The 25,335-nt window shown below is 44.4% G+C and carries 19 protein-coding genes and 1 pseudogene; 8 read left to right on the top strand and 12 right to left on the bottom strand.

The features are described from left to right. Positions 1-21: 21 nt before the first annotated feature. On the bottom strand, positions 22-981 hold the full coding sequence (locus H6F92_RS08130; RefSeq protein ID WP_190357463.1) for an enediyne biosynthesis protein UnbU: 960 nt from the start codon (positions 979-981) through the stop codon (positions 22-24). On the opposite strand from H6F92_RS08130, the pseudogene H6F92_RS08135 reads away from it, so the two are divergent. Further along, positions 980-1,623, top strand: a pseudogene (locus H6F92_RS08135) (Uma2 family endonuclease). The gene H6F92_RS08130 and the pseudogene H6F92_RS08135 sit on opposite strands and share 2 nt — an antisense overlap. A 216-nt stretch (positions 1,624-1,839) precedes the next feature. Here the strand turns inward: H6F92_RS08135 and H6F92_RS08140 are convergent. Continuing rightward, positions 1,840-2,691: a hypothetical protein gene (locus H6F92_RS08140; protein ID WP_190357464.1), complete on the bottom strand. Its 852-nt coding sequence runs from the start codon at positions 2,689-2,691 to the stop codon at positions 1,840-1,842. A gap of 459 nt (positions 2,692-3,150) precedes the next feature. Between H6F92_RS08140 and H6F92_RS08145 the strand changes: the two genes are divergently transcribed. Further along, entirely contained in the window at positions 3,151-3,843 is a 693-nt protein-coding gene (locus H6F92_RS08145) for a pirin family protein (RefSeq protein ID WP_190357465.1), read from the top strand. Positions 3,844-3,903: 60 nt separating this feature from the next. Here H6F92_RS08145 and H6F92_RS08150 read toward each other — a convergent pair whose 3' ends face one another. Further along, a complete protein-coding gene (locus tag H6F92_RS08150) occupies positions 3,904-4,146 on the bottom strand; it encodes a hypothetical protein (RefSeq protein ID WP_190357466.1) in 243 nt (80 codons plus the stop codon). 257 nt (positions 4,147-4,403) lie between these two features. Here H6F92_RS08150 and H6F92_RS08155 point away from each other — a divergent pair, with 257 nt between their 5' ends. Continuing rightward, positions 4,404-4,880, top strand: coding sequence for a hypothetical protein (locus H6F92_RS08155; RefSeq protein WP_190357536.1), 477 nt, complete (start codon positions 4,404-4,406; stop codon positions 4,878-4,880). A gap of 336 nt (positions 4,881-5,216) precedes the next feature. Here the strand turns inward: H6F92_RS08155 and crtB are convergent, their stop codons facing one another. Both crtB and pds read right to left on the bottom strand, forming a co-directional pair. Further along, positions 5,217-6,149 (bottom strand): 15-cis-phytoene synthase CrtB, encoded by a 933-nt coding sequence (crtB, locus tag H6F92_RS08160; protein ID WP_190357467.1) that lies wholly within the window; start codon positions 6,147-6,149, stop codon positions 5,217-5,219. Positions 6,150-6,254: 105 nt separating this feature from the next. Further along, positions 6,255-7,685, bottom strand: coding sequence for a 15-cis-phytoene desaturase (pds, locus tag H6F92_RS08165; protein WP_190357468.1), 1,431 nt, complete (start codon positions 7,683-7,685; stop codon positions 6,255-6,257). A gap of 498 nt (positions 7,686-8,183) precedes the next feature. On the opposite strand from pds, the gene H6F92_RS08170 reads away from it, so the two are divergent. Together H6F92_RS08170 and H6F92_RS08175 are read left to right on the top strand one after the other, a co-directional pair. After that, on the top strand, positions 8,184-10,964 hold the full coding sequence (locus H6F92_RS08170; RefSeq protein ID WP_190357469.1) for a cation-translocating P-type ATPase: 2,781 nt from the start codon (positions 8,184-8,186) through the stop codon (positions 10,962-10,964). A 4-nt stretch (positions 10,965-10,968) separates the two neighbouring features. Then, positions 10,969-12,768, top strand: a complete 1,800-nt coding sequence (locus H6F92_RS08175; RefSeq protein ID WP_190357470.1) for an SLC13 family permease — start codon at positions 10,969-10,971, stop codon at positions 12,766-12,768. A gap of 55 nt (positions 12,769-12,823) precedes the next feature. Here H6F92_RS08175 and H6F92_RS08180 read toward each other — a convergent pair whose 3' ends face one another. The 3 genes from H6F92_RS08180 to H6F92_RS08190 form a co-directional block, all read right to left on the bottom strand. After that, positions 12,824-13,360 carry a tetratricopeptide repeat protein gene (locus H6F92_RS08180; RefSeq protein WP_190357471.1) on the bottom strand — a complete coding sequence of 179 codons (537 nt, stop codon included), beginning with the start codon at positions 13,358-13,360 and terminating at the stop codon, positions 12,824-12,826. A 188-nt stretch (positions 13,361-13,548) separates the two neighbouring features. Then, a complete protein-coding gene (locus H6F92_RS08185; protein WP_190357472.1) occupies positions 13,549-14,331 on the bottom strand; it encodes a transporter substrate-binding domain-containing protein in 783 nt (260 codons plus the stop codon). Continuing rightward, positions 14,328-15,260 (bottom strand): GGDEF domain-containing response regulator, encoded by a 933-nt coding sequence (locus tag H6F92_RS08190; RefSeq protein WP_190357473.1) that lies wholly within the window; start codon positions 15,258-15,260, stop codon positions 14,328-14,330. Before H6F92_RS08190 ends, H6F92_RS08185 begins: the two co-directional genes overlap by 4 nt. A gap of 335 nt (positions 15,261-15,595) precedes the next feature. On the opposite strand from H6F92_RS08190, the gene H6F92_RS08195 reads away from it, so the two are divergent. Continuing rightward, on the top strand, positions 15,596-18,523 hold the full coding sequence (locus H6F92_RS08195) for a DEAD/DEAH box helicase (protein ID WP_190357474.1): 2,928 nt from the start codon (positions 15,596-15,598) through the stop codon (positions 18,521-18,523). Between the two features lie 14 nt (positions 18,524-18,537). Here H6F92_RS08195 and H6F92_RS08200 read toward each other — a convergent pair whose 3' ends face one another. Further along, entirely contained in the window at positions 18,538-19,491 is a 954-nt protein-coding gene (locus H6F92_RS08200; protein WP_190357475.1) for a tetratricopeptide repeat protein, read from the bottom strand. A gap of 290 nt (positions 19,492-19,781) precedes the next feature. On the opposite strand from H6F92_RS08200, the gene H6F92_RS08205 reads away from it, so the two are divergent. Continuing rightward, positions 19,782-20,291: a YceD family protein gene (locus H6F92_RS08205; RefSeq protein WP_002795530.1), complete on the top strand. Its 510-nt coding sequence runs from the start codon at positions 19,782-19,784 to the stop codon at positions 20,289-20,291. 60 nt (positions 20,292-20,351) lie between these two features. Here the strand turns inward: H6F92_RS08205 and H6F92_RS08210 are convergent, their stop codons facing one another. Beyond that, positions 20,352-21,314, bottom strand: coding sequence for a glycosyltransferase family 9 protein (locus tag H6F92_RS08210; protein WP_190357476.1), 963 nt, complete (start codon positions 21,312-21,314; stop codon positions 20,352-20,354). A gap of 243 nt (positions 21,315-21,557) precedes the next feature. Then, positions 21,558-22,160, bottom strand: coding sequence for a M23 family metallopeptidase (locus H6F92_RS08215; RefSeq protein ID WP_002738195.1), 603 nt, complete (start codon positions 22,158-22,160; stop codon positions 21,558-21,560). 195 nt (positions 22,161-22,355) lie between these two features. Between H6F92_RS08215 and serS the strand changes: the two genes are divergently transcribed. Further along, the gene (serS, locus tag H6F92_RS08220; protein WP_190357477.1) at positions 22,356-23,639 is read left to right on the top strand and encodes a serine--tRNA ligase; all 1,284 of its coding nucleotides are present in this window, start codon (positions 22,356-22,358) and stop codon (positions 23,637-23,639) included. Between the two features lie 296 nt (positions 23,640-23,935). Here serS and H6F92_RS08225 read toward each other — a convergent pair whose 3' ends face one another. Then, on the bottom strand, positions 23,936-25,096 hold the full coding sequence (locus H6F92_RS08225) for a 2,3-diketo-5-methylthiopentyl-1-phosphate enolase (protein ID WP_190357478.1): 1,161 nt from the start codon (positions 25,094-25,096) through the stop codon (positions 23,936-23,938). Between the last annotated feature and the right edge of the window lie 239 nt (positions 25,097-25,335).

Genomic DNA, 25,335 nt, shown 5'->3' on the forward strand with positions numbered 1-25,335 from the left:
CTAGTACAAGCCTACTGCTTGTTAAGGAGTTGATAAAATGCCGGAAGCCTGTACTAGGGGTAATTTTGCTTTTAAGGGTTCAACCGCTAATATCAACCCTCTGAAACAACACACCAGTGTCAATCCGAAAAACATCCCAAAAACAAGATGAAAGGACATCAAAATGCCATAAGCAACGGCTACAGATGCCCCGAAAATTATCTGCTCACGGGGGTTAATCGGTGTTGTTCCCGGATCCGTTACCATATAGAAAGTAAAGAGGACAAAAGCCACCCCTGTCATGGGTAATAGGGCGGGGATTAACGGTGTCTGAAAGATAGCACTTCTAAGGATTGCTTGTAAGATAAAAGCCCCTAACCATCCCGCAATTAAAGGCAGTTTACGAGTAAAACGGGCATTTAAAAACGTTCCCGTACAAACAATTAAGACGGGTAAAATCCAATCTGCCCAACCGCTTAAATTCTCGGTAAACTGATAGGGGGGCGCGATGCCAATCCAAGGAAATAAGAGTAAGGTAACGCTAATACCAAAATTAGAAGGATTGAGAAAATGACGGGTTTTATCTGCCACTTGTAACCGAAAAATTGCTTTAGATCCGATAGCCACCGCTACTGCAAACATAATCGGAAATAAACGCTCATTAGCATAGAGTAACATAGCGATCGCTAATGAGGTAATATGGGCAGAAAGCAGAAAATCGACAAACTGACCGATACTTCCTAAATATCTAGGTTTAAAGCCATTTACCCCAGCATCAACGCTTTCTAATAATAATTCTACGCTGTAACCTGTTGCTAAAGCCACCAGAGGTTGCGCCCAAGATTGTTCAAATCCGAGGACAGTATGACCTAAAATATTGAGAAAGGTAATCGCTATGGCAAAGCGTCGTAATCCTGCTAAACGGTTGGGTTGATAGGAAACCGTAGAACGATCTACTGAAGAGCTAAAATAGGGAAGATTAAATAATTGAGTGGTCGTCATGGTTATTGTTGAAGATGAGTTAAAGGAAATTATCTTTCCCAAAAGTGATTTACTGAGTGATGAACCCCCTATAGAAACAGAGTTACATCTGCGTCAATTGATGCTTTTGATCCAATCACTAGAGTTATTATGGAAAGACCGCCAAGATTTCTATGCTTTTGGTAATCTGACTATTTATTACAGCCCTAATCAACGAAAATCAGAATATTTTAGGGGTCCTGATTTTTTTGTGGTTTTGGGAGTAGCAAGAAAACCGCGTAAAAGTTGGTTAGTGTGGGAAGAAGAGGGGAAATATCCCCATGTCATCATCGAGATTTTGTCTGATTTAACGGCAGAAACTGATCGAGGTCTCAAGAAAGAAATTTATCAGGAAACTTTCCGGACTCCTAACTATTTTTGGTTTGATCCCAATAGTTTAGAATTTAAGGGTTTTCAGTTGATGGTAGGAAAATACGAAGAAATTGCAGCGAATGAACAGGGCTGGTTATGGAGTCAACAGTTAGAATTTTTTTAGGGGTTCATGACAGCCAATTACGCTTTTTTACCCCTGAAGGTAAACTTGTTCCCACCCCTGAAGAAGTGGCAGAAAAGATGGCTCAGAAGTTACAAGATTTAGGGATAGATTGGCGAGATTTGGCTTAAGTTTGCCCTGAAATCTCGCTCAAGCAAGCTGAACTGCAACTTATGAAGTAATCTGCCCAAATGCTACAGTTAGGCGTTTTTACCGCGATAATAAACAAAAATCGAGCTATATTTGCCAGTTCTCGACATGATTTGCTATACTCCAACAAGTAACTACATTCTTCCTCAGCCCCCAATGGGGGGCTTTTTTTTGGTAAAAAAGAAGCGATCGAAGGCTTATTTTGGCTCTTTTTTGCCTTTAAATCCGACTATTGAGCTTAAACCTACCGCAATTAAGCCTAATATGGATGAGGGTTCGGGAGTCTTATGAGCTGTTTGAAAATAATGTGCTTCACCTGGTTGTATATGAGGAGGGAGAATAGCCTTCTGACCAGTTAATGGATCAATCCCTGCATAAAAGCCACCAGACGGCACATCATCAGTATGTGGATCCAGTGGGCCGGGTTTGACTGACCAAACACCCGTCCAAGGGTCAAAACTAATCGGGTGAGTTTGCATTATTACATCATTATCATTATTAATGTTAGTAAAAGTCACCATCACGTCAAATTGTAGGTTAGGAATGAAAATTTCGCCCCCCATATCAGTTGTACGAGTGATTGTAACAGGAACAAATAGGTTTGCTGGTTTGCCTAACAAATCACCACTAACAATATCAACATCATATTGATTAGCGTTAATAGTGACTGGTGTGCGACTCTTAAAAGATAAACCAGCCATTTGAACCTTCACAGCATTAGGCCCTTCTTCACAGGTTGTAGGATTAAGAGCAGGATCAAGGAGCGTACAAGTACCTATACGTCGAAGTTTAGTATCAATATTTGTCCCTGGTACAAAAACATTGCGCTCAAACTCAATTCTTACTTCTTGTTGACCAACTCCTGGTATATCTACTTTTTTTGTATAAAAAGATACTGGAAAGTCAACAGTTGTAAACAAATCCCACCCGTCTTCAATAACAACGGTAGCTGCTTGTAACGGCTTACTACTAACAACAAGAAGACCGATTCCCAAACCTACAGCCCCAATGAGACCCGTAGTGACGGGTTTTAACCGAGTATTAATCATTTGACTGAAACTCCTTCGAGTAACTACATTCTTTCCCGAATTGTACAACAAGAATTTTTCCTGTCAAGTCATCCGAAAGGAAGAGAATCAAGAACATCAGTAATCTATAATCAGGATAATTTATTAATTTTTATTACACGATTTACCCGGGTAAGCACATCTCAAACGCTGTTGATAATTGGCTAATTTTTTTATCCGCTTGCTGTGTGGGCATTTCAAAGGATAGCAGTCAATCAGAATAGTTAATAACTTGACCTATTTGGTCGATTTTTGCCTAACAATTGAGAGGGCAAATTCTACCCAAATATACCCAAATCGCCCTCTAGGTTTATTTTGTCAAGGATTGTTAAAATACGCTTACCCTGACTATCTACGCTTCCTAACACAACCCATTAGCTATCCTTATTGATCTAGCAAAAAGCCTTGAGAATATAATAGAGATAAAAAAGAGGAAAACTGATGATTACTATACGCAAAGCGGAGGAAAGAGGCCACGCTAACTATGGTTGGTTAGATACCCATCATACTTTTTCTTTTGCCCAATATTATGATCCCCAACAGATTAATTTTAGGAGTCTCAGAGTTATCAACGAGGACAAAGTCCTTGGAGGAAAAGGATTTCACACCCACGGACACCAGGATATGGAGATTTTAACCTATGTTTTGGAGGGAGAACTAGAACACCAAGACAGTCTCGGCACAGGTTCCGTGATTCGACACGGTGAAATTCAACGGATGAGCGCAGGAACAGGAATAAAACACAGTGAATTTAATCATTCTGCCACTAATCCCCTCCATCTTCTGCAAATTTGGATTATTCCCGACCAAAAAAATCTAGAACCCAGCTACGAACAAAAAGCGATCGCATTTTCTCCCCATACCTTACAGTTAATCGCCTCTCCCACCGGTGCGGGTAATGCGGTTAAAGTCCATCAAGACGTTAATCTCTACGCTGGAATTTTGCCCCTAGGCCAGTCCCTCACCCATTCCTTAGATGGAGGTCGTTATGGCTGGTTACAGGTGGCTAGAGGGCAAATAACCGTGAATGGCGTGCATTTACGAACGGGGGATGGAGCGGCAATTAGCGAGGAAACTTCTTTGGCTATTCAATCTCTAGAAGACTCGGAAATTTTGCTTTTTGACCTAGGGTAGTGGGTTTGAGTGTTAGGAACCCTAGGGGCCAAGTTTTGCCGCCAATTCCCCGGCCGACTTTCAGCCATCAATACTGTCCACCACGCTGAGAAAATCGTTATGGATTAGCTCGGCGATAAAATTCTCCGGATCGGTGATAGGAACGGTAACGCCTTGGCTGGCCACCATCTGTGCAGCCATCCGAGTCATGAAATCCTGTCTTGTTTCCGTCATTATCCCCTGACATTGTTGTAATTTTTCCACCAATTCCAGTGGGGAATCGGCCACCAGTTTATATCCCTCGCGGGTGACATAAATTGTCATCTTTCCTACCTCCTAAATGATCGGGAACGAGAATTCGGCACTACTAAACTACTTCTTTTCTCGCTATCATTATTGCCAGTTAGTTAGTCCCAGCCTCGTCCGTCTTTCCCTATTTCCATTATTTTTTCGGGCTTGTCGCCGGGTAATTATTATTATCGCTAAAATAAAAGGATAAATTTGTCAATCTTTGTAACGAAAAATCAAGAAAAACTGTTCTCACGGTATCGCCCCGAACCCTTCTGGGGAAATTTGTTACAATAAAGACAAGGGGACTCCCTGAGCCAGATCCCATCCCTAGTAAAAAATTGGCCAGGTGGAGAGCGGAAGCCAATAGTTCCGATCGGGACGGCATTTGTCAGAGTTTCCCGCTTCCTTTAGTTTTAGGGGGAAAAGCCATGAAATCTGCCACATTATTATCGCCCGATCGACCGCTGCCAGAATTTCTCCGGTCAGCTATCCAAGACCGCTTTCCGGGGAAAGTGATCGATGATCTCAGCATCCGCTACTATGAAAGCGTCGAGGATGTGGGGTACGAGTATTTTAACGATCGGGTATTGCCAGCCTGTAGCGATGAGCCTATTGTCCGCTATCTCGGCCCATTTATATCCTACGTCCGTCTAGGAGAAGCCCTGGTTTTGGATCGGCAAGATGGTCTTGTGGTTTACGAAACCGATCGAGATGTTCCCTGCACGGAAACTGGACCTTTCTGGTTGGTGACTCCTAAATCGCGCTGAAAAACCTAACCCAAGTTCAGCAGCTGAATTGGGAAAACTTAATAGTTAGGGTTGGCTGAATAAATCTAAAAACCTTGTTGGGTAAGACTTTTAGACTTTGGGTAGGTCAAAAAGTACCAGATATGGTAGTGATCAGGGGGAGAATTCAGGGACTTTTTCCCTGAAAATTAGGTAGTTTACCAGATGAAAATGGGTAAAACCCTACACCCCACCTGCCCCCCCGATGTCGGGGGGGTTGGGGGGGGCCACACCCTGCCCCCACGAAAAACTTTTTGCCGCAAACCCTAGTTAAGACTCGACGGGTGGAGTCGGTAAGCGACAAAACCCGTCGCATTTTTATAGGGCTTGCGATCGCAACCAAGCCACGGGTAAATAGAGCATTTTCTTAGGTAAAGGCACGAAGGCACGACGGGCGAAGACATCGTAATTATTTGCTTCAATTACGTCTAAAATGCCCTGATAAAGCAGTAAAGCCGCCCAAACCGGCCAACGGGAATCGGGATTAAGGGCGCGGATACCCCTTTCGGCGGAATCGTAGTAATAACGGGCCCGCTCAATTTGGAAGCGCATTAACGCCTGCCAACGGTGATCATTAACCCCTTTGAGTAAATCGTCTTCGCTGTAGTTAAAACGCTCTAAATCCTCTAAAGGTAGATAAATCCGGCCACGATGGACATCTTCCCCCACATCCCGCAAAATATTGGTTAATTGATTGGCAATACCGAGATCGATCGCTTCTTCTTGAGGGATATAGACGTTTTGATTGCGTCGCCAAGGAGCCGAGCGATCGCCATGTTCCAATCCTAAGACCGCGCTGGACATTAACCCCACCGTTCCCGCCACCCGATAGCAGTACAGTTTTAGTTCATCAAAGGTTTGATAACGACTGCGATAGAGATCCATCTGTTGCCCAGCGATCATATCCCGAAAGGGTTGGATATCCATGGGGAACTTTTCTAGAGTATCCACGAGAGCGACATCGGCATCCTCAAGGGCAACCCCAGAAAAGACAGTTTCTAGCTGTTTTTCCCATAAATCAAGGGTTTCAGGGGTAGTTAACCGGGCTTGGGGTCCATCGACCAGTTCATCGGTACGACGACACCAGACATAAATTGCCCAGATCGCTTGACGTTTTGCTTTCGGCATCAGGAGAGTACCGAGATAAAACGTTTTGGAATACTTCTCTGTAATCCGGCGACAGAGTTCGTAGGACTCCGCAAGGGAGACGAGGGGTTTGGTGGGGTGGGTCGGTTTTGGCAATTGGAGCATTCTGCTGGGGCGGAATGATTGACTTAGATTAACGGCGAACTGTGGCTAATGATATAGCATTGTCTCACTCAAGGCCATTTTCGTCATTAGTCCCTAGCCAGAGAATTAACGAGCGCTGGACACTGGTGTGGATTGGGTTTTATTCGGGTTTAGCGGTGCCGCGGGGTGATCTTTGCTGATCACTGCTGCCGCTAATTTCCCCGATAAAACGGCTCCTTCCATGCTTCCTAAATATTTTTGCATGGTATAGTCACCGGCGAGATAAAAATTCTCGATCGGAGTTTTTTGAGAAGGTCGATAAGCTTGTCGGCCGGGGGTGGCTTTATAAACCGATCGGGGAGTTTTCACCAGATGATATTTTAACAATTGACTGGGATTATCGCCAGTAAAATGTTGAGGAAAGAGTTTTTCTAATTCTTTCATCGTGGCGGCGATAATTTCTTCATCGGATTTAGTAATCCAATCCTGAGCAGGAGCGAGAACTAATTCTAACATCGAGCGATCGGGGTTAGCGTATTCTTTACAGGTGTTGCTCATGTCAGCATAAACACTGAGTAAAGGCGAACGGGAGAATAATAAATGATCGATGTCGGTTAGTTTGCGATCAAACCAAAGGTGTAAATTAATAACAGGAACTCCTTCTAATCCTTCTAATTTTTGAAAGAATTTATCTTCTTGCCAAGGTTTAGGCAGTAAAACTTTTAAGGGATCTACAGGCATCGCAGAAACATAAAGATCCGCTTCAAAAAGATAATCTTTCGCACCGTCTAAACCGCGCATTAAGAAGGCTTTAACTGTGCCATCTTCATTTAAGAGAATCTCTTTTAAGGGGGCATTTAAGCACACTTCGCCACCTCTGGCGGTGATGTAATCGACTAAAGGTTGGCAAAGTCTTTCCGTGGGTGAACCGTCGAGAAAGGCCATTTTTGAGCCGTTTTTCTCCTGTAAAAAGCGGTTTAATGCTGTTAGTAGAATCGTGGCGGAAATCTCGTTAGGATCGATAAAGTTTAGTGCTTTCGACATAGCGATAAACACTTCTTTTTCTACCCTAGGGGGGATGTTTTGTTTCTCTAACCATTCCGACCAAGAATATTTATCCATCTCCTCGACGTAACTTTGGCCTTTAACAATGGCAGGGAGTAAACCGAGTCCAAATTTAATTTTTTCCTCCCAAGTTAACATATCATTATTGCGGAGAATGGCAACAATACCGTTAATTGGGGCGGGAATATCCGGGAAGTCAAACCGCGAATAAGTCCCTGGTTTTTCCGGCTGATTGAAGATCATCGAGTGTTCTTTCCACTGTAAACGATCTTCTATGCCTAATTCTTGGAATAATTGCAGCATATTGGGATAAGCGCCAAAGAAGATATGTAAACCGGTTTCGTACCAGTCCCCATCGGCATCTTTCCAAGCGGCAATTTTTCCCCCTAATACATCGCGACGTTCCAGTACGATGGGCGTATGTCCCGCATCGACAAGGTATTTCGCACAAGATAATCCGGCTAGTCCCGCACCAGCGATCGCAACTCGCATCGTTTCTTATCTACTCTCTAATGTCTTGTCTTTATCACATTCGCTATTATACTTCACATTTCGTTACATTTTTTTTCAGATTATCGACAAGGCGGTCGGCAGGGGGCTGCTTTGTTCTCCCCACACCGCACTTCCTTGATAACTGATTACTGGTCACTGATAACTGATTACTGGTCACTGATAACTGATTACTGGTCACTGATAACTGATTACTGGTCACTGATAACTGATTACTGGTCACTGATAACTGATTACTGGTCACTGATAACTGATTACTGGTCACTGATAACTGATTACTGGTCACTGATAACTGATTACTGGTCACTGATAACTGCTTACTGGTCACTGATAACTGCTTACTGGTCACTGATAACTGATTACTGGTCACTGATAACTGATTACTGGTCACTGATAACTGATAACTGATATTGTGATATGTAATTAGCTTAATTCGCTTACCTTTTTAGTTCACGCGTACACCCTCTTCAATCGATCGCTATGACTTTTCCCACTACGTCACCTCAATTCTCTGAGATAGAGAATAATCGTGCTTGGCATAATTTAACTGGCGAACAAACCCTAGAAATACTGAGAACCAATGGGGAAACTGGCTTAATCGAGGCGGAAATTGTTAAAAGAAAGGATATTTTCGGTTTAAATGAACTAAAAGAAACGGGGGGACGTAGCCCGTTAATGATTCTCTGGGAACAGTTTACTAACATTATGTTAGTGATGCTGATTGCCGTGGCGGTGGTTTCAGCAGTTTTGGACCTGAAAAAAGGGGAATTTCCCAAAGACGCGATCGCTATTTTTACAATTGTTATTTTAAACGGTATTTTAGGATATTTACAGGAAAGTCGGGCAGAAAAGGCATTAGCAGCCCTTAAGCAGTTATCCTCGCCCAAAGTTAGAGTTATTCGTAATGGTAGCACCTTTGAAGTGACAGCCAAGGAACTTGTCCCCGGGGATATCATGTTACTAGAAGCGGGGGTACAAATTGCCGCCGATGGCAGATTATTAGAAGCACAAAACCTGCAAATCCGCGAAGCTGCCCTGACGGGGGAAGCGGAATCGGTGAATAAACAAGCACAGAAGGTTTTACCGGAAGATGCCTCTTTAGGCGATCGCATTAACCTCGTCTATCAGGGTACGGAAGTAGTACAAGGGCGGGGGAAAGTGGCGATTACCAAGACGGGAATGGATACGGAAATCGGTAAAATCGCCGCTTTATTGCAAGGAGTAGAAAGTGAACCAACTCCCCTACAGCAGCGAATGTCGCAGTTAGGTAACGTTTTAGTGAGTAGTTCCCTGGCTTTAGTGGCTGTAGTCGTGCTTGGGGGTGTAATTCGCTTTGGTTGGCAGTTTTTTGAATCATTCCTCGAAACTTCCCTCAGTATGGCTGTGGCCGTTGTTCCCGAAGGTTTACCGGCAGTGGTAACGGTGACTTTGGCAATTGGAACCCAAAGAATGGTGAGAAGACAAGCTTTAATCCGTAAATTGCCGGCAGTGGAAACTTTAGGCTCGGTAACGACGATTTGCTCCGATAAAACCGGAACTTTAACTCAAAATAAAATGGTGGTGCAGAAAGTTAATACTTCCGAGCAGACAATTACTGTCACGGGGGAAGGTTACGCGCCCATCGGTGAGTTTAGTGGTGCTAGTGAAAGTGATCCCGAACTACAGGCAATTTTAACGGCTTGTGTGCTGTGTAATGATGCACTTTTGCAGAATCAAGCTCAAGAATGGTTAATTTTAGGCGATCCCACCGAGGGAGCTTTACTGACGTTAGCGGGTAAAGGAGGACTATATCGGGAAGCATTAGCACCCAAAAGCCCTCGTTTAGGGGAATTTCCCTTTTCTTCCGAAAGAAAGAGAATGTCAGTAATCTGTGAGAATGCCCAGTTAGGTTTGGGGGATTCTGCCTATTTAATGTTTACCAAAGGCTCGCCGGAATTAATTCTCGAACGTTGTTCTCTGATCCAAGTTGGGGCGGAAAGTCAACCCTTAACACCTGAACAAAGAAGCCGTATTTTGGCACAAAATGACGAAATGGCGGGTAATGGCCTACGAGTTTTAGGTTTTTCCTATAAACCGATGACAGAAGTGCCAGAAGCGGAAAGAGAAGATAGTGAGGAACAATCCCTGGTTTGGTTGGGATTGGTGGGAATGCTCGATGCACCCCGCAAAGAAGTTAAAGAAGCGGTTGCCCTCTGTCGTCAAGCGGGAATTCGTCCGATTATGATTACCGGAGATCACCAATTAACGGCCAAGGCGATCGCCATTGAATTGGGCATTGCTGCCCCCGGGGAGCGAGTAATCACGGGGAAAGAATTAGAAAAAATGTCTCAGAATGACCTAGAGGGAGAGGTAGATGGTGTTAGCGTCTATGCTCGTGTTTCTCCCGAACATAAGCTGAGAATCGTCCAAGCTTTGCAAAAACGGGGCAAATTCGTCGCCATGACGGGGGATGGAGTCAATGATGCTCCGGCACTAAAACAAGCGGATATCGGCATCGCCATGGGGATTACGGGAACCGATGTCAGCAAAGAAGCCAGTGATATGATTTTGCTGGATGATAATTTTGCCACCATCGTCGCCGCCACCGAAGAAGGGCGCGTGGTTTACAGCAACATTCGGCGCTTTATTAAATACATTCTCGGCAGTAATATTGGCGAGGTTTTAACGATTGCGGCGGCTCCGCTGCTCGGTTTAGGCGGTGTACCCCTTTCTCCCTTGCAAATCCTCTGGATGAACCTTGTCACCGACGGTTTACCGGCTCTGGCTCTGGCAATGGAACCCGCCGAACCTAATGTGATGAAACGTCCACCTTTTAGCCCCCGGGAAAGCATTTTCGCTCGCGGTTTGGGTTGGTATATGATTCGCATCGGCATCGTCTTTGCCATTCTCACCATTATTATGATGTACTGGGCTTACCGATATACTCAAGCAACCCCCGAAATCGGAGATCCCGGACGTTGGAAAACCATGGTATTTACTACCCTCTGTTTAGCACAAATGGGTCATGCTTTGGCGGTGCGTTCCCATACCCAGTTAGCTGTGCAAATGAATCCCTTCTCTAATCCTTACATTATTGCTGCCGTGGGCTTGACAACGATCCTACAATTGTTGTTAATTTATGCTCCTCCCCTACAAAGCTTCTTCGGTACTCAATGGATTAGTGGCACAGAATTATTAATCTGTTTTGGATTTAGTGCCTTAATGTTTGTTTGGATTGAGTTGGAGAAGTTATTTATTCGCTGGTTCATGACGAAAAAATAAATCAATGCCAACACCAATTATTCTGACTTTAACGGTTTTAGTCGTTGCTTTAGTCGCTTTCGTGGCGGAATGGCTACCGGTAGATTTAACCGCTTTATGCGTGGCGATTGTCCTGATTCTTTTGGGTTTAGTTACTCCCGAAGAAGGTATCGCCGGATTTAGTAATTCTGCCACGGTGACAGTGATGGCGATGTTTGTGCTTAGTGCCGGAATTACCCGCACGGGAGTGATTCAAGTAATTCGCGATCGCTTGCTGGTTTGGGGGGGCAAAAATCCCCACCAACAGGTATTTGTCTTAGGGGCATTAGTGGGGCCAATTAGTGCTTTTATTAATAACACGGCAGTAGTGGCGATCTTTTTACCCATCGTTGAAGATTGGTGTAAAAAACAAAAAATTTCTCCTTCTAAGTTATTAATTCCCCTTTCCTACGCTACGGTTTTAGCGGGGATGATTACCGTGGTGGGAACTTCTACTAACATTCTCGCTAGTGGTATTTCTGCCAAGCTGGGTTATGGGGAATTTAGCTTATTTCAGTTCACTGCTTTAGGAGTAGTAACTTTTTTAGCAGGTTTGATTTATTTAACAATTTTTGCTCCGAAATTACTACCCGATCGCAAATCTTCCACCGGGGAATTTTTAGAGGATGATTATGGTTCTAAAGTATATCTGAGTGAGGTAATTATTAGCCCTCGTTCTAATCTTATTGGTCAAACTTTATCCCAAAGTGGACTACAAAGAAAGTTTGATTTTGATGTGTTGGAATTAATCAGAAATAAGGTACATTTACCTCAACCTTTGGCCGATAAAGTTCTCAATGCTGGCGATATTTTAATCGTTCACAGTAGTCGGGAAGAACTATTAAAAATTAAAGATGAAAGAGGCTTAGAAATCTTTGCCGATGTCAAATTTCACCAAGGAGATATTGAATCGGTAATTACTACAGGTGAGGAAAAATTAGCTGAGGTTTTGATTCTCTCTAATTCCCGTTTAATTGGGACAACTTTAAAAGATTTGAAATTCCGTCAGCGTTATAACGCAACGGTTCTAGCGATTCGCCGTGGTTCGGAATTACTGCAAGGAAGATTAGGAAAAATTCCTTTAAAGTTTGGCGATTTGCTCTTGGTTCAAGGACCAAAACAGAGTTTTGTGGGGTTACAAACGACAAGAGAATTATTAGTTTTAGAAGAAAAAGAGATTGAATCATTGCGACAGGATAAAGGCATTATTGCTTTAATGATTACTTTGTTAGTGATTATTATTGCCGCTTTTGATATTCAACCGATTCTCGTCACCAGTTTAGTCGGGGTGGTTTTAATGGTAATTACTGGCTGTCTAAAACCGGGGGAAGTCTATGGTTCCATTCGTTGGGATATTATCTTTTTATTAGCGGGTTTAATTCCTCTAGGTACTGCCATGGATAACTCAGGAACGACTAAATGGTTAGCAGATAATTTAGTGGCTATCGGCGGACATCTTTCGGGGTTTTGGATCTTAGTTTTCTTCTATCTAATTACCTCAGTTTTAACTGAAATCCTCTCTAATAATGCTGCCGTGGTGTTAATGATTCCCGTCGCCGTGGCAGTGGCGAAAACTTTGGGTTTAAATCCTTTGGCTTTTATGTATGCTGTCACCTTTGCTGCTTCTAATAGTTATCTAACACCGATTGGCTATCAAACTAACACCATGGTTTATGCACCGGGGGGCTATAAATTCCTCGATTTTACCCGTTTGGGTGCGCCCCTAAATTTAATTTTGACGATTTTAACCCCTAGTTTAATTGTCTTGTTTTATGGCTTGAAATAAACAAAGAGATCGAAGATTCTTCGATCTCTAAAAAGAATTTGATCAGTAGTCAAAACTATTTCGATTCAGCAAAGCGTTTACGCAGGGATTCGGTGCGCTTTTTCGCCACGGTATTATTAGGATCAAATTTGAGAGTTTCTTCGTAGGTTTCGAGAGCTTTTTTTGCCATTTGTTTCTTTTCGTAAACATTGCCAAGATTATTAAGAGCGATCGAGTATTGAGGATAAAGTTTAATTGCCTCTTTGTAGTTACGAATCGCTAATTCTAATTGTTCTTGGGCAAAATAGGAAAAACCGATCGCATTGTAGATTAGGGCTTGATTTTCTGATTCGATGCTTTCTTCTTCAGAGATTTTTAAAGCCTTTTGTAGTAAACTCAAAGCTTGAACATAGAGTTTTTTATCGAGATACAGACTCCCTAATTCATAGTATTCTTTAGCTGTACCTTTTTCTTTTTGCAATTTCTTTTGTAGCTTGTTAAAGGTTCCTTCCACTCGACGGGTTTTAAAGATTTGCACGATGACAAAAATTCCTAAACCAATCACGAAAATTAGCAATCCAGAAACGTAAATAAGCGGCAGGGTATCTTCCATAATTAGCGATCGAGCAATTAATATTTTTATACTTATTCCCTCAAATTATAGCAGGATTTAGTCAGTGATCAGTGATCAGTTATCAGTGATCAGTTATCAGTGATCAGATTTGAGTTTTCAGTTCACTGATTACTGTTCATTGCTCACAGCAAAAAACTCCCATCTCCCCACACCCCACACCCCTCTCCCTATCTCCCCATTTCCCGAATTCTCAGGGGTAAACCCCAATAGTTCACCCGTTCTGCTAACCAGCCGGTGGATTCTAGCCGCTCGATCGCTTGGTTGACGCGTTCTCGGAGACTTTGGTACTGTAAACCTTTAGGGAGAACGACTCCTAGAGCGATCGCCCCTAACTCGATCGGTAATTGACGATAATTGGGGAATTGCTGCACCCAACCGGTTAAAAGGCTATTATCAGCCGCAAAAGCGTCTATTTCCCCCGTTTCCAGTAAATTAAAAGCTTCTTGATAGGAAGCAACCCCGCGCAGGGTAGCGTTAGGTAAATGGGAACGCACAAGGGCGATTGTCGTCGATCCGTTGAGTACGGCGATTCTGGAGTTAGCTAAGTCTTCTAAACGCTGCAATTGCGGGTTTTTTGTCACAAAACCGCTGCTATCGAGGTAATAAAAGGGGCTAAAATCCACGAGACGCTGACGTGCGGGAGTAATCGCCACACGAGCGATCGCCAAATCCACCCGATCATCAATAACCACCTGTAAACGCTCTTGATTACTAACGGGTTTGAGAATAATAGCACTGTCAGAACCGAGAATTTCTGACGCTAGACGTTTAGCGATGTCGATTTCCAATCCTTGCAGATTACCCTGAGAATCAAGGAAAGCGAGGGGAGGGAGATTATTTTTGACAGCGACAATTAATTTTCCCCGGCGTATAATTGTATCGAGATCGGCGCTCAAACTTGGGGCTACACCTAAGAGCAAAAAACCAAGAATCAATAACAAATTTTTCATACTGTTTTACCTAAACTAACTCGATTCCTACCTTGATTTTTAGCGGCGAACATGGCATGATCAGCCCGCTCGATCACCGCTTCTAGATTATTATCTTCAGGGCTAAATGTTGCGAAACCAATACTAGCAGTACCTCGCACTTTTTGTCGATCAATTTCAATATTTAGCTCGTTAGTTACTTGACAAATGCGCTGGGCTGTGGTAGTAGCATCTTGAAGATTAGTTTCTGGGAGAATAGCGACAAATTCCTCGCCCCCGAAGCGCCCAAAACTATCCACTTGACGCAGACAGTTTTTAATTGCCCCAGCGACAGTAATTAAAGTTTTATCTCCTAGTATATGACCAAAGGTATCGTTAATATGTTTAAAATGGTCGATATCGATGACTAGAACCGAAAAATAACGATGATAACGACGACATCGTTGCAATTCTTTCTCGCCCAAGGCGAGAATCTCTCGACGATTATTTACCCCAGTTAGGCTATCAGTTATGACTAGCTTTTCTAGTTGAGAATTGATATTTTTCAGTTCTTCTTGCGTTTTTTTCAGTTCTAAATGAATTTTAACTCTGGCTAACAGTTCCCAATTATGAAAGGGTTTATTTACATAGTCCACAGCCCCAGAATTAAAAGCATTGATAATATCTTCTTTTTCCTTACTATCTGTTACAAAAGTAATCGGTATATGAGCGTACAAAGTATCACTTTTGAGTCTTAGACAAAGTTCTATTCCCCCCATCTCTGGCATCATTAAGTCAAGAAGAATTAGGTCAGGATTAGCAGTTTTTACTCGTTCTATTGCCTGTTTAACACTACTAGCACAAATAGTGGCATAACCAGCAGAATCAAGAATCTTCACAGCTAATTGGAGATTTTTACTGACATCATCAACCACTAAAACTAAACAGTCTTCAGGACGAAATTTAATCATGATCAGTAGGTATAATTAATCAAGCTAAGGACAAAATAGAGATACAATTATTAGTGATACAGCATTTCTTATACAGATGAAGTATGATGGGATTGGGCATCGCCCCCAAAGGTTAAGTAGGGAGGCACAATTATTTGTAGGATGGGTTAGCGGTAGCGTAACCCATGCGGGGGTTGGGTTTCATGCTTCAACCCAACCTACGTTCATCTTATATTTAATTCCACCTACCTACTTAAGTTTATCCATAGTTTCTAGAAGTCCGCTTTTTTCGACTAGAATAAAAAAAGCCAGCCAGAATAGCCACAATTTAAAAAATTTCTCCTCTTAGACTTGACGTGAAAGAGTCCCTCAACCCCACTTCTTTGGATTTCAAAACCATTTTTCCCTTTAAACTCGACGACTTCCAGCAATCGGCGATCGCTGCCCTCGCTGCCGGTAAATCAGTGGTTGTCTGCGCTCCCACCGGTTCCGGCAAAACCTTAATCGGAGAATACGCTATCTATCGCGCCCTCGAAAGGGGCAAACGAGTTTTCTACACCACTCCCCTGAAAGCTCTTTCTAACCAAAAATTCCGGGATTTTCAAGAAAAATTCGGTCGCACCCCCACCGATGGCGATGAGGATTCCCCGCTGCTGTTTGCGGAAGTGGGATTAATTACCGGCGATGTGGTGATCAATCCCTCCGCATTAATTGTAGTCATGACTACAGAAATTTTTCGCAATATGCTCTACCAAACCCCAATCGGTGAGGTAGGCACTTCCCTAGAAAACGTGGAAACCCTAGTTCTCGATGAATGTCACTATATCAGCGATCGAGGTCGCGGCACCGTTTGGGAAGAATCAATTATCTACTGTCCCCCTAGTATCCAATTAGTCGCCCTCTCCGCCACCATCGGCAACCCCGGGGAACTGACCGACTGGATTAACTGGGTGCGGCAATTGCGTCAATCCGGCGACAATAAACAGACTTCCAGCTGCGAGCTAATTAACTCCGATTTTCGCCCCGTCCCCCTGCGCTTTTATTTCGCCAATAAAGAGGGATTATTCCCGCTGCTCGACCCAAAACAGAGCAAAGTTAACCCGAAACTACACTCAAAAGTCGGCCACGGCAAACCCCGACGCTTAAAGCGAGAAGATTGTCCCACCATCGCCTCGATTGTCACCACGCTGCGGGACAAGGATATGCTCCCCGCTATTTACGTCATTTTCAGCCGTAAAGGTTGCGATCAGGCGATTCGAGAGCTAAAAAACCTCAATCTCGTTAATCCAGAAGAAGCTAGAGCCATTTACTACCGTTTACTCATTTTCTTTCTGGAAGATAATCCCAATCTGCAAGAACTCGCCCTTTCCTTCTTTGCCGTCGAAAATCCGCCTCTACACCAGAAATTACTGGCTTTTTTCGCTAATAACCCCCAGTCTGAAGATCAACTCCTCAGCCTCTTAACCGCCGACCCCGAGACGAAAAACCAACTGTTTGAATTCCTGGCCAGTGCTTCCCAATTGGTGCGCGCCGACCAGGTGGAACCCCTCATCCGGGGCTGTGGTGTTCACCATGCCGGGATTTTACCCCTCTGGAAAGAATTAGTCGAACAACTCTTTGAAGCCGGTTTAATTAAGGTGGTTTTTGCCACCGCTACCCTCTCAGCCGGGATTAATATGCCCGCTCGCACCACCGTTATCTCGGCCCTCTCCAAACGCACCGATGATGGCCACAGTATGCTGACTCCCTCGGAATTTGTCCAGATTGCCGGCCGGGCCGGTCGCCGGGGAATGGACGCGGTGGGCCATGTGGTGACAGTACAAACGCCCTTTGAAGGGGCAAAAGAAGCGGCTTTTCTGGCCATCGCTCAACCGGAACCCCTGCAAAGCTGTTTTGCGCCCAGTTACGGCATGGTCTTAAATCTCCTGCAAAAACACAGTCTAGAGGAGACAAAAGACCTCTTAGAGCGCAGTTTCGCCGAATATCTTGCTCGTTTAAAGTTAAGCCCCGAACGACAACAGATTACCGCCTTAACCACCGAATTAGCTAAGTTGGATATGGAATTAGCCGGGATCGAACGGGAGCAGGTCTTCAGTTACGAAAAGCTCCGGGAAAGACTGCGGGAAGAAGAAAGACTGTATAAAATCCTCGCTAGTCAGTCAGAGGCACAGAAAAGACAGGAAATACATCTAAAATTGCCTAATATTCCCGTCGGAACCATCCTCCATCTCAAGGGCAAACATATTAAGGTTCCCGTCCCCGTCCCCGCTATCTTTGTCAATACCCTGCACGGAGCCGGTCAAGTGCGAACCCTTGTTTGTTTAGGCAGTGATAATCGCTGGTATTTAGCCGCCTATGCCGATATTAGCGAGATCGATCGCGGTTTTCTCCCTCCTGCGGCATTAGGCGAACTGATACCCCCTTCCCTAGAAGCAGTCTCCCTAGGAGGGTGGCGCAAGGGTGAGGAAAATACTCAGGCGATCGCTGATTTAATCCCCCAACAAGTGCAGGGCATCCCACCGGTGGCGGAACTGGCAACACAATCACAAAAAATTGAAATTGTCAATAGTCAAATTGCCGCTCATCCCCTGCAAAAACGCAAAAATCCGGGGCGATTGATGAAACTATACTACGATCGAGAAATTGCTCGCGATAAGTTACACAAGACCCAGATTAAATACCAAAAACAACAATCGCGTAAATCCTACTACTGGGAAGAATTTCTGAATCTAATCGAGATTTTGCGGGAATTCCAAGCATTAGAAGGTTATTTGCCCACTCCCCTCGGAGAAGCGGCGGCCACTATTCGCGGGGAAAATGAACTCTGGTTAGGATTAGCGATGATGTCCGGAGATTTGGACCGATTGACTCCTAGCCAACTAGCCGCCGCCATCAGCGCTATGATTACGGAACCCCCTCGCCCCGATACTTGGTGCAATTACCCGCCTGTGCCAGAAGTTATCGATATTTTGCGACAAGGAGAGGGAAATTCCCCCGGTTTGCGAGAAGTTCGCCGTTTACTCTATCAAGCTCAATCTCGCTACGATATCACTATTCCTGTCTGGTTAGAAACCCAACTGATGGGGATTGCCTCCCGTTGGGCCCAGGGGACATCCTGGCCAGAATTGTGCGAAAACACTAGCCTTGATGAGGGAGATCTAGTGCGATTATTACGGCGCACCGTCGATGTTCTCTGGCAAATTCCCCAAATTCCCCGGGTTTCTCAAGTCCTTAAAGATAATGCCCGTCTCGCCGTCACAGCCATGAAGCGCTTTCCTTTGTAATATTGATCGCTCTTTTAAACAATGGGAGATGGTAGGGAAAGTAACTGTTGGTGGATCTGCTCGATTAGGGCTAAAATTTGCTGATAATTGTGGTGCAATCCCTGATGATAGAGGTGATTTGCTCCTTGATTTAAATCCGCTAAAGCTGATTGATAATAACCCAATTGATGCCGCAGTAATCCCCTTCTAATATAAGCATCGGCATAAAAAGGATCAATGGCAATCGCTCGATTTAAATGGGCGATCGAGCGTTCGTATTCACCTAATTGGTGAGCGGTACAAGCTAGATTATAGTAGGCTGAGGCGTTATTTTTATTTAACCGGAGAGCTTGATTAAAATCCGCTTTGGCTGAGGTAAAATTGTGGAGGGCTAAATGAGATAAACCTCGATCATTATAAATAGTGGCTAAAGTGTCGGGTTGCCAGTTAGTAATTTGACGCAAGGATTGATTAAAATCTGCTAGGGCAAGGGGATAATTTTTCATGGCTGCCTGAACTAACCCCCGATTATAGTAGGCTTGATAATAGGTGGGTTTTAACCGGATAGTCTGGTTATAATCGGTCAGCGCCTGTGGATAATCTCCCAAACGATAAAAAGCTAAACCCCGATGGAAATAGGCTAGATAATTATCAGATTGCTGTTGTAAAGAGCGCGTGCAGTCCTGCCAAGCGTGCAGATAATCCTGTAAATAAATCTCAGTTAAACAGCGATTACTGTAGGCTAGGGCCAAGTTATTTTCCTGTTCCAGCGACTGATTGAAATCCTGCAAAGCTTGCTGATAATTACCCGCCTCTAGTTGTTCAATTCCCGATCGCAACCAGTAGGATAAATGTACTGATTGAGCCGCTTTTCCCAGCCGAGGCCATCCCCCCAGCACAAGCGAGCAGAGCAGTGCAACAATAACCAATCCACCGAGGCGAGGAAGAAAATTTTTCAAAACCGTTGACATAGGAGTACCTTTGTGCATATACTCCCAATTCTGAGGAAACTTTCTCGATCGATCAACAGACAGCCTGTCAAATGCAGTTATCAGTTATCAGTTATCAGTTATCAGATGTGAGTTTTCAGTTCACTGATTACTGTTTACTGTTCACTGTTCACTGAAAATACACCTCACTTCCCACAACCTAGAACCGGTCTATGTCTGTAGAGGTCGGGGCTGCGATAAGCTGATAAAGGAAAGATTGTCACCGAGCAATTATGGTGGCGTTACTCGCTAACGCAGTTGACACCCGATAAATGATACAGGAGTTATCCATGGAAACTATTTTTATCCCCCACCTCCTCAAATCTCCTGATCGACAAAGAGTGATCATCATCGATAATTTTATCCCCGGTCTAGAAACCTTGACACCGGTGCGGGGAACCTTGCTGGTTAGACATGGGGGCAATTTTTTGGAAGTATCGGTGAAAGCAGAAACCATCGTCACCTTAACCTGCGATCGCTGTTTACAACAATATAATCATCGTCTGCAATTAAACACTTCCGAATTAATCTGGCTAGACAAAAATAAAGACTACGATCACTCCTATCCTCTAGAGCGAGAAATAGCCTACGAAGACCTCTCGGAAACCCTCGATCCTAACGGGGATTTTGACCCGCAAATGTGGTTATACGAGCAGTTATGTCTAACTTTACCTCCCCGTCAACTCTGCGGAGCCAATTGTCAACCACCCGATTTTTTTCTTCCAGAAAATACTGCCATCGATGGTCGTTGGGCCTCCCTAGAATCGTTGAAAAGTCAGTTATCTCAATCGCAAAATTGAGCTTTGATGCCGATTTTTTAGGGTTTCGAGCCACGAGAAAAGCGATCGAAACCCGATTTTTTACTGGCCCCAAATCTTTTTCAGGACAGTTTCGGGGGTAATATCGGCGACTTTTCCCGTATTAGCCTCAATATATCGATGTAGCTCTCCCCCACTCGGTAAAACTCTCTTAGACAACGAAGGAACCAGCAGAGAGAGGGTATAGGTTCCCACGGCCACGGCTAACTGTAAAGGGACACTTTCGGTAGCTAACAATAAATTGGCCCCAGCGATCATAGCCGCCATTTTACCGATATCGCCCGTTCTGGACACTTTTAAGTTATTATCCATGGCTTTGAGGGCTAAAACCCAAGCTTCATCCAATTCTCCCTGGATCGCGACAATTGGTAAATCCGGTTGTTGATGGCGAATGCCTTGGATAATTTCTAGCCAACTCTCCAGGGGATAAAGCGTTTCCAGTCCTTGGCTGATGCTCAGATCGCTACCGCCGGCGTAGAGGAGAATATAGCCGCTATCCTTGATATTGAGGCGTTGCTGCTCCATTTGGGCCCAATCGATATCATCGCGATTCAAGGTTAGTTTTAAAGGTGGACAGGGTGCGGCAATCTTTAACCCTTTGACCAGTGCGTGATAATTATCCGCTAGATAGCCTTCCGTTGGCTGGGGTACTTGTTGCGATAAGAACCAGCTGCCATTATTTTCATAGCCTATACGGTTGGGAACACCATTTAACCAGAGTAAAAGATTGATAGCAGGACGATTGGTGAGACTAATGGCGATTTCGTACTCCCGGTCTCGAATTACTCCCAAAATATTTAAATAATCCGCTAATCCGTACTGATCTCGATAGTCAAATAAAAGCACTTCCCTAACCTGGGGACAGAGACGATAGGCAGCCTTTGCCCTAGGTTCGACCAAAACATCGATGGTACCTTGGAGGTAAGTTTGCCGGAGGGTTTCTAGAGTGGGAAAAAACAGCAGTTGATTGCTAATTCCTCCCGGTACAAGGGTTAATATTCGCATTTTATCTGGATATACCTGAATCGATCAGCTTAATTTTAGCAGTGTCCCTCGTTATTCATTGGACCTCTTGTGAAAATCACAAATTGTCCTGAGAGTTAGGAGTCAGTAGCCAGTAGCCAGTAGTCAGAATTGTGGGCTTTATTGATATAATACTTGTCTATTGTCTTTTTTCTACTCCTCTGTCTCCTCGACCGCCTCGGAGTCTCCTCACTCAGGGAAGATTTTTGATTTTTGCAGGAGATATTAACTATTACCTGAAGGATTAGAACCGTACATAGCATTTAAAACCAAAGCGGGGTCAACGTATTGATTGCCGTACATCAGTCCCCAGTGCAGGTGTGGTCCGGTGGTGCGTCCGGTCATTCCCACTCTAGCCATGCGGGCCCCTGCCGGTATATCCTGACCGAGAGTAAGGACGATTCCCCCTGACCTATCAATCAAAAAAGTACCACGGCTATCGGATTGAACCGAACCCATGAGATGACAATAAATATGCGTCCATTGACCGGATTGCATCTTAATCATGGTGCCACAGCCTGTATGATCGGATAATTCGACGATTCTGCCGGTCCACCAATTGCGAATATAACTGCCCAAGGGTGCGGCCAGATCTAACCCGGCATGAAATTGTTGACTGCCATCCATGGGAGAGAAACGATAACCGAAACCGGAGGTGTAGGTTTGAAAGTTTTCCACGGGGAAGGAGGCCCCGGCCCAAGCATTTTGAGCTATGAGGGTGGGATTAGCTTTAACGGGGTGTAAACGGTCAAATCCTAGAGAAATTAACGTGACAAGACAGCTAATCGCTAAAAAACGCAGGAATTTAACAGGCAGATATTTGAGCATGAGACTTACTCCAGACACCACAATTAAATATACCCCAGTTTCTGCTGTTGCTAATTTTACCGGCGGCTTTTAACCGATATTTTAGTTAAGTTTTGAGTTATTATTGAGCATTGGTTAGGGATTGACAACATTTCCCCTCGGGCTGCCGATTCTCCGACTCCCCCACTTAATTTTTACTTTTTACTGACTCGTACCATGTTAGACCTAAAGCAAATTAGAGAAAATCCAGAGGAAGTACAGAAACGCTTAGATAGTCGGGGAGGTAGTTATGATATTGCCCCTATTCTCCAGTTAAATCAACAACAGAAGGCTTTAGAGTTGGAACGCAGCAGTTTACAGGCCCGGGGTAACGAAATCGGTAAACTGGTGGGACAAAAAGTGAAAAGTGGCAGCGATGTCAACAGTCCCGAAATTTTGGCAATGAAAACAGAAGGAAACGAGATTAAAAGTAAACTAGCTCAATTAGAACCGCAGGAAAAAGAGATTAAAGCGGCCATTGACCAAAAAATCTTAGATTTACCCAATTTACCCAGTGAAACCACTCCCATCGGTAAGGATGAACGGGAAAATGTCGAAGTCAGACGCTGGGGAGAAGAATATAAACCCACCAACCCGAATATTTTGCCTCACTGGGAAATTGGGGAAAAATTGGGCATTTTAGACTTTGAACGGGCAGTAAAGATCGCCCAGAGTCGTTTTGTTAATCTTATCGCTGTTGGGGCAGCCCTAGAAAGAGCTTTAATTAATTTTATGCTCGATCGCCATATTGTCGCCGGTTATACAGAAGTTTTACCGCCAATTCTGATTAATAGTGACTCCCTGCGCGGGACGGGACAACTGCCAAAATTCGCGGAAGAAAGCTTTAAATGTCGAGATGATGAGCTTTGGTTAGCACCAACGGCAGAAGTACCTGTAACTAACCTCTATCGCGATGAAATCCTCTCATCGGAGCAATTACCGATCAAACACTGTGCCTATACCCCTTGTTTTCGTCGAGAAGCGGGCAGCTATGGCAAGGATACGAGGGGCTTGATCCGTTTGCATCAATTTAATAAGGTGGAAATGGTCAAAATCGTCCATCCTGACGCTTCTGCTCAGGAACATGAAAGTTTAGTCGCTAATGCAGAGGCAATCCTGCAAGCTTTACAGTTGCCCTATCGGGTGATTGAATTGTGTACCGGTGACTTGGGTTTTGCGGCGGCCAAATGTTATGACTTAGAAGTGTGGCTACCTTCGGCTAATACCTATCGGGAAATTTCCAGTTGTTCTAATTTTAGAGACTTCCAGGCACGACGGGCAAATATTCGCTTTAAAGAAAAAGGGCAAAAAGGCACTAATTTTGTCCACACCCTCAACGGTTCGGGATTAGCGATCGGTCGTACTATGGCCGCTGTCCTAGAAAATTATCAACAGCCGGACGGGACGGTAAAAGTGCCGGAAGTGCTGCAACCCTATCTAAAACGGCAAGTTATTTGTTAATTTTTCTAAAAATGCTTGACAAAATGTCTATATAGGGTTTGCTGAATAAATCTAAAAACCTTGTTGGGTAAGACTTTTAGACCTTTTGTCAATCAAAAAGTACCGGATATGGGAGTGATCAGGGGGAAAATTCAGGTACTTTTTCCCTGAAAATTAGGTAGTTGACCACCTGAAAATCGGTAAAACCCTACACCCGACCTGCCCCCCCGATGTCGGGGGGGTTGGGGGGGCCACACCCTGCCCCCAAGAAAAACTTTTTGCCGCAAACCCTATATAGTGCATTGAAAGAATTGAGCTTAACCCCACTCTAGAATTGCCTGTTTTAAGGCTCCTTCTGGCAAATTGGCGGGATCAAAAGAATCACCCGCTTCTATTCTGGCTAAAGCTTCAAAAAAAGCCCTCACACCACTGGCCGGTCCCGATGGGTGGTCCATAATTCCGGTTCCCGCATTGAGGATAACATTACGTCCGTAATCCCGAAGGACCTGGGGAACAATACCTGGACGAATGCCGGCCGAGGGAACCGGAAAAACGTTTCTATCGCGCAAAATATCGCGAATTTTGCCCTCCTCCTGGGGATCGAAGGGTAAACTACCATAAGCGGCGGGATATAGCACCGCATCGGCTCCTGCGTGGGCCATCATCGTCCCCAAAACCACAGAATAGGCTAATCCCGTATCGCTACCGGCACAGAGCGCTCCAGCAAAGGCAGGATGGGCGAAAATAGGAACATCGATCGCTGGATCACTGGCTAAAGCTTCTAAAACGGAAAACCCGTAGGTAAGAACGTTTAATAACAGGGCATTAGCCCCATGTTTCACTAATAAACGGGCTTTTCTCTGCAATTCGTCCGCTTTTCCAGTGACATTGACCGCATAGAGAACATTTCTACCGGTTTGCTGCCGCACTTCCTCCAAAACCCGGCGACAACAATCTAGGCGCTCGTGGGTGGGAGCCACGGGAAGATCCGCCATGATTTCATCATCTTTAATCACGTCTAAGCCAGCAAAAGCCACTTCTCGCAGGATATCGGCGTGATCTTGCGCCGATAGTCCTAAAGCGGGTTTAAAAATTGCCATGACTAGAGGTCGATCATAAACCCCCAAACGTTGCCTAATTCCGGTGATTCCCACCTTGGCTTTTGTGCCGTAGCTTTCGGGGAGATACACCCCCACCACTTTTCCGGCTCCAGCCATGGAATATTTGCCGAAAATCATGGTTAAAAGACTGGCGATGTCATTTTCAACGTTTATCTGGGGAAAACGCACCCTAGCCACCTTATAACCGTCGGCTTCCTCCCTGATCCCCACCACTTCCCCTAGGTGTTGTTGCAGCTGCTCTTGACGATGACTGTGGCGATCGCTCCAAGTGCCGGCGGTTTGACCGATAGCGATCGTTTTTGCCTGTTTTTCGGCATTAATAGCGGGAGGAAAGCGATAATCGACAATGATAGTCATAAAAGATAAAAAAGGGAGTGGGAATTATGAATTATGAATTATGAATTGGGAGGTGGGGAGATAGGCAGAAAAAGCTGCCTCTTGCTTATCCTAACCAAGGAGTTAATTGTGTCGGCTCTCCTAGACTGGTTATAGCAAATTAGTAGTTTAAATGAGCCTAACCCCTTAAATAGCCTGGAATCCAACAAAGCCAAAAGCTTTTTTGATTAAAATTGCTTTTTTTAATTCTGGTGAGCCTT

The organism is Microcystis wesenbergii FACHB-1317 (assembly GCF_014696875.1).
Classification (GTDB): domain Bacteria; phylum Cyanobacteriota; class Cyanobacteriia; order Cyanobacteriales; family Microcystaceae; genus Microcystis; species Microcystis wesenbergii_A.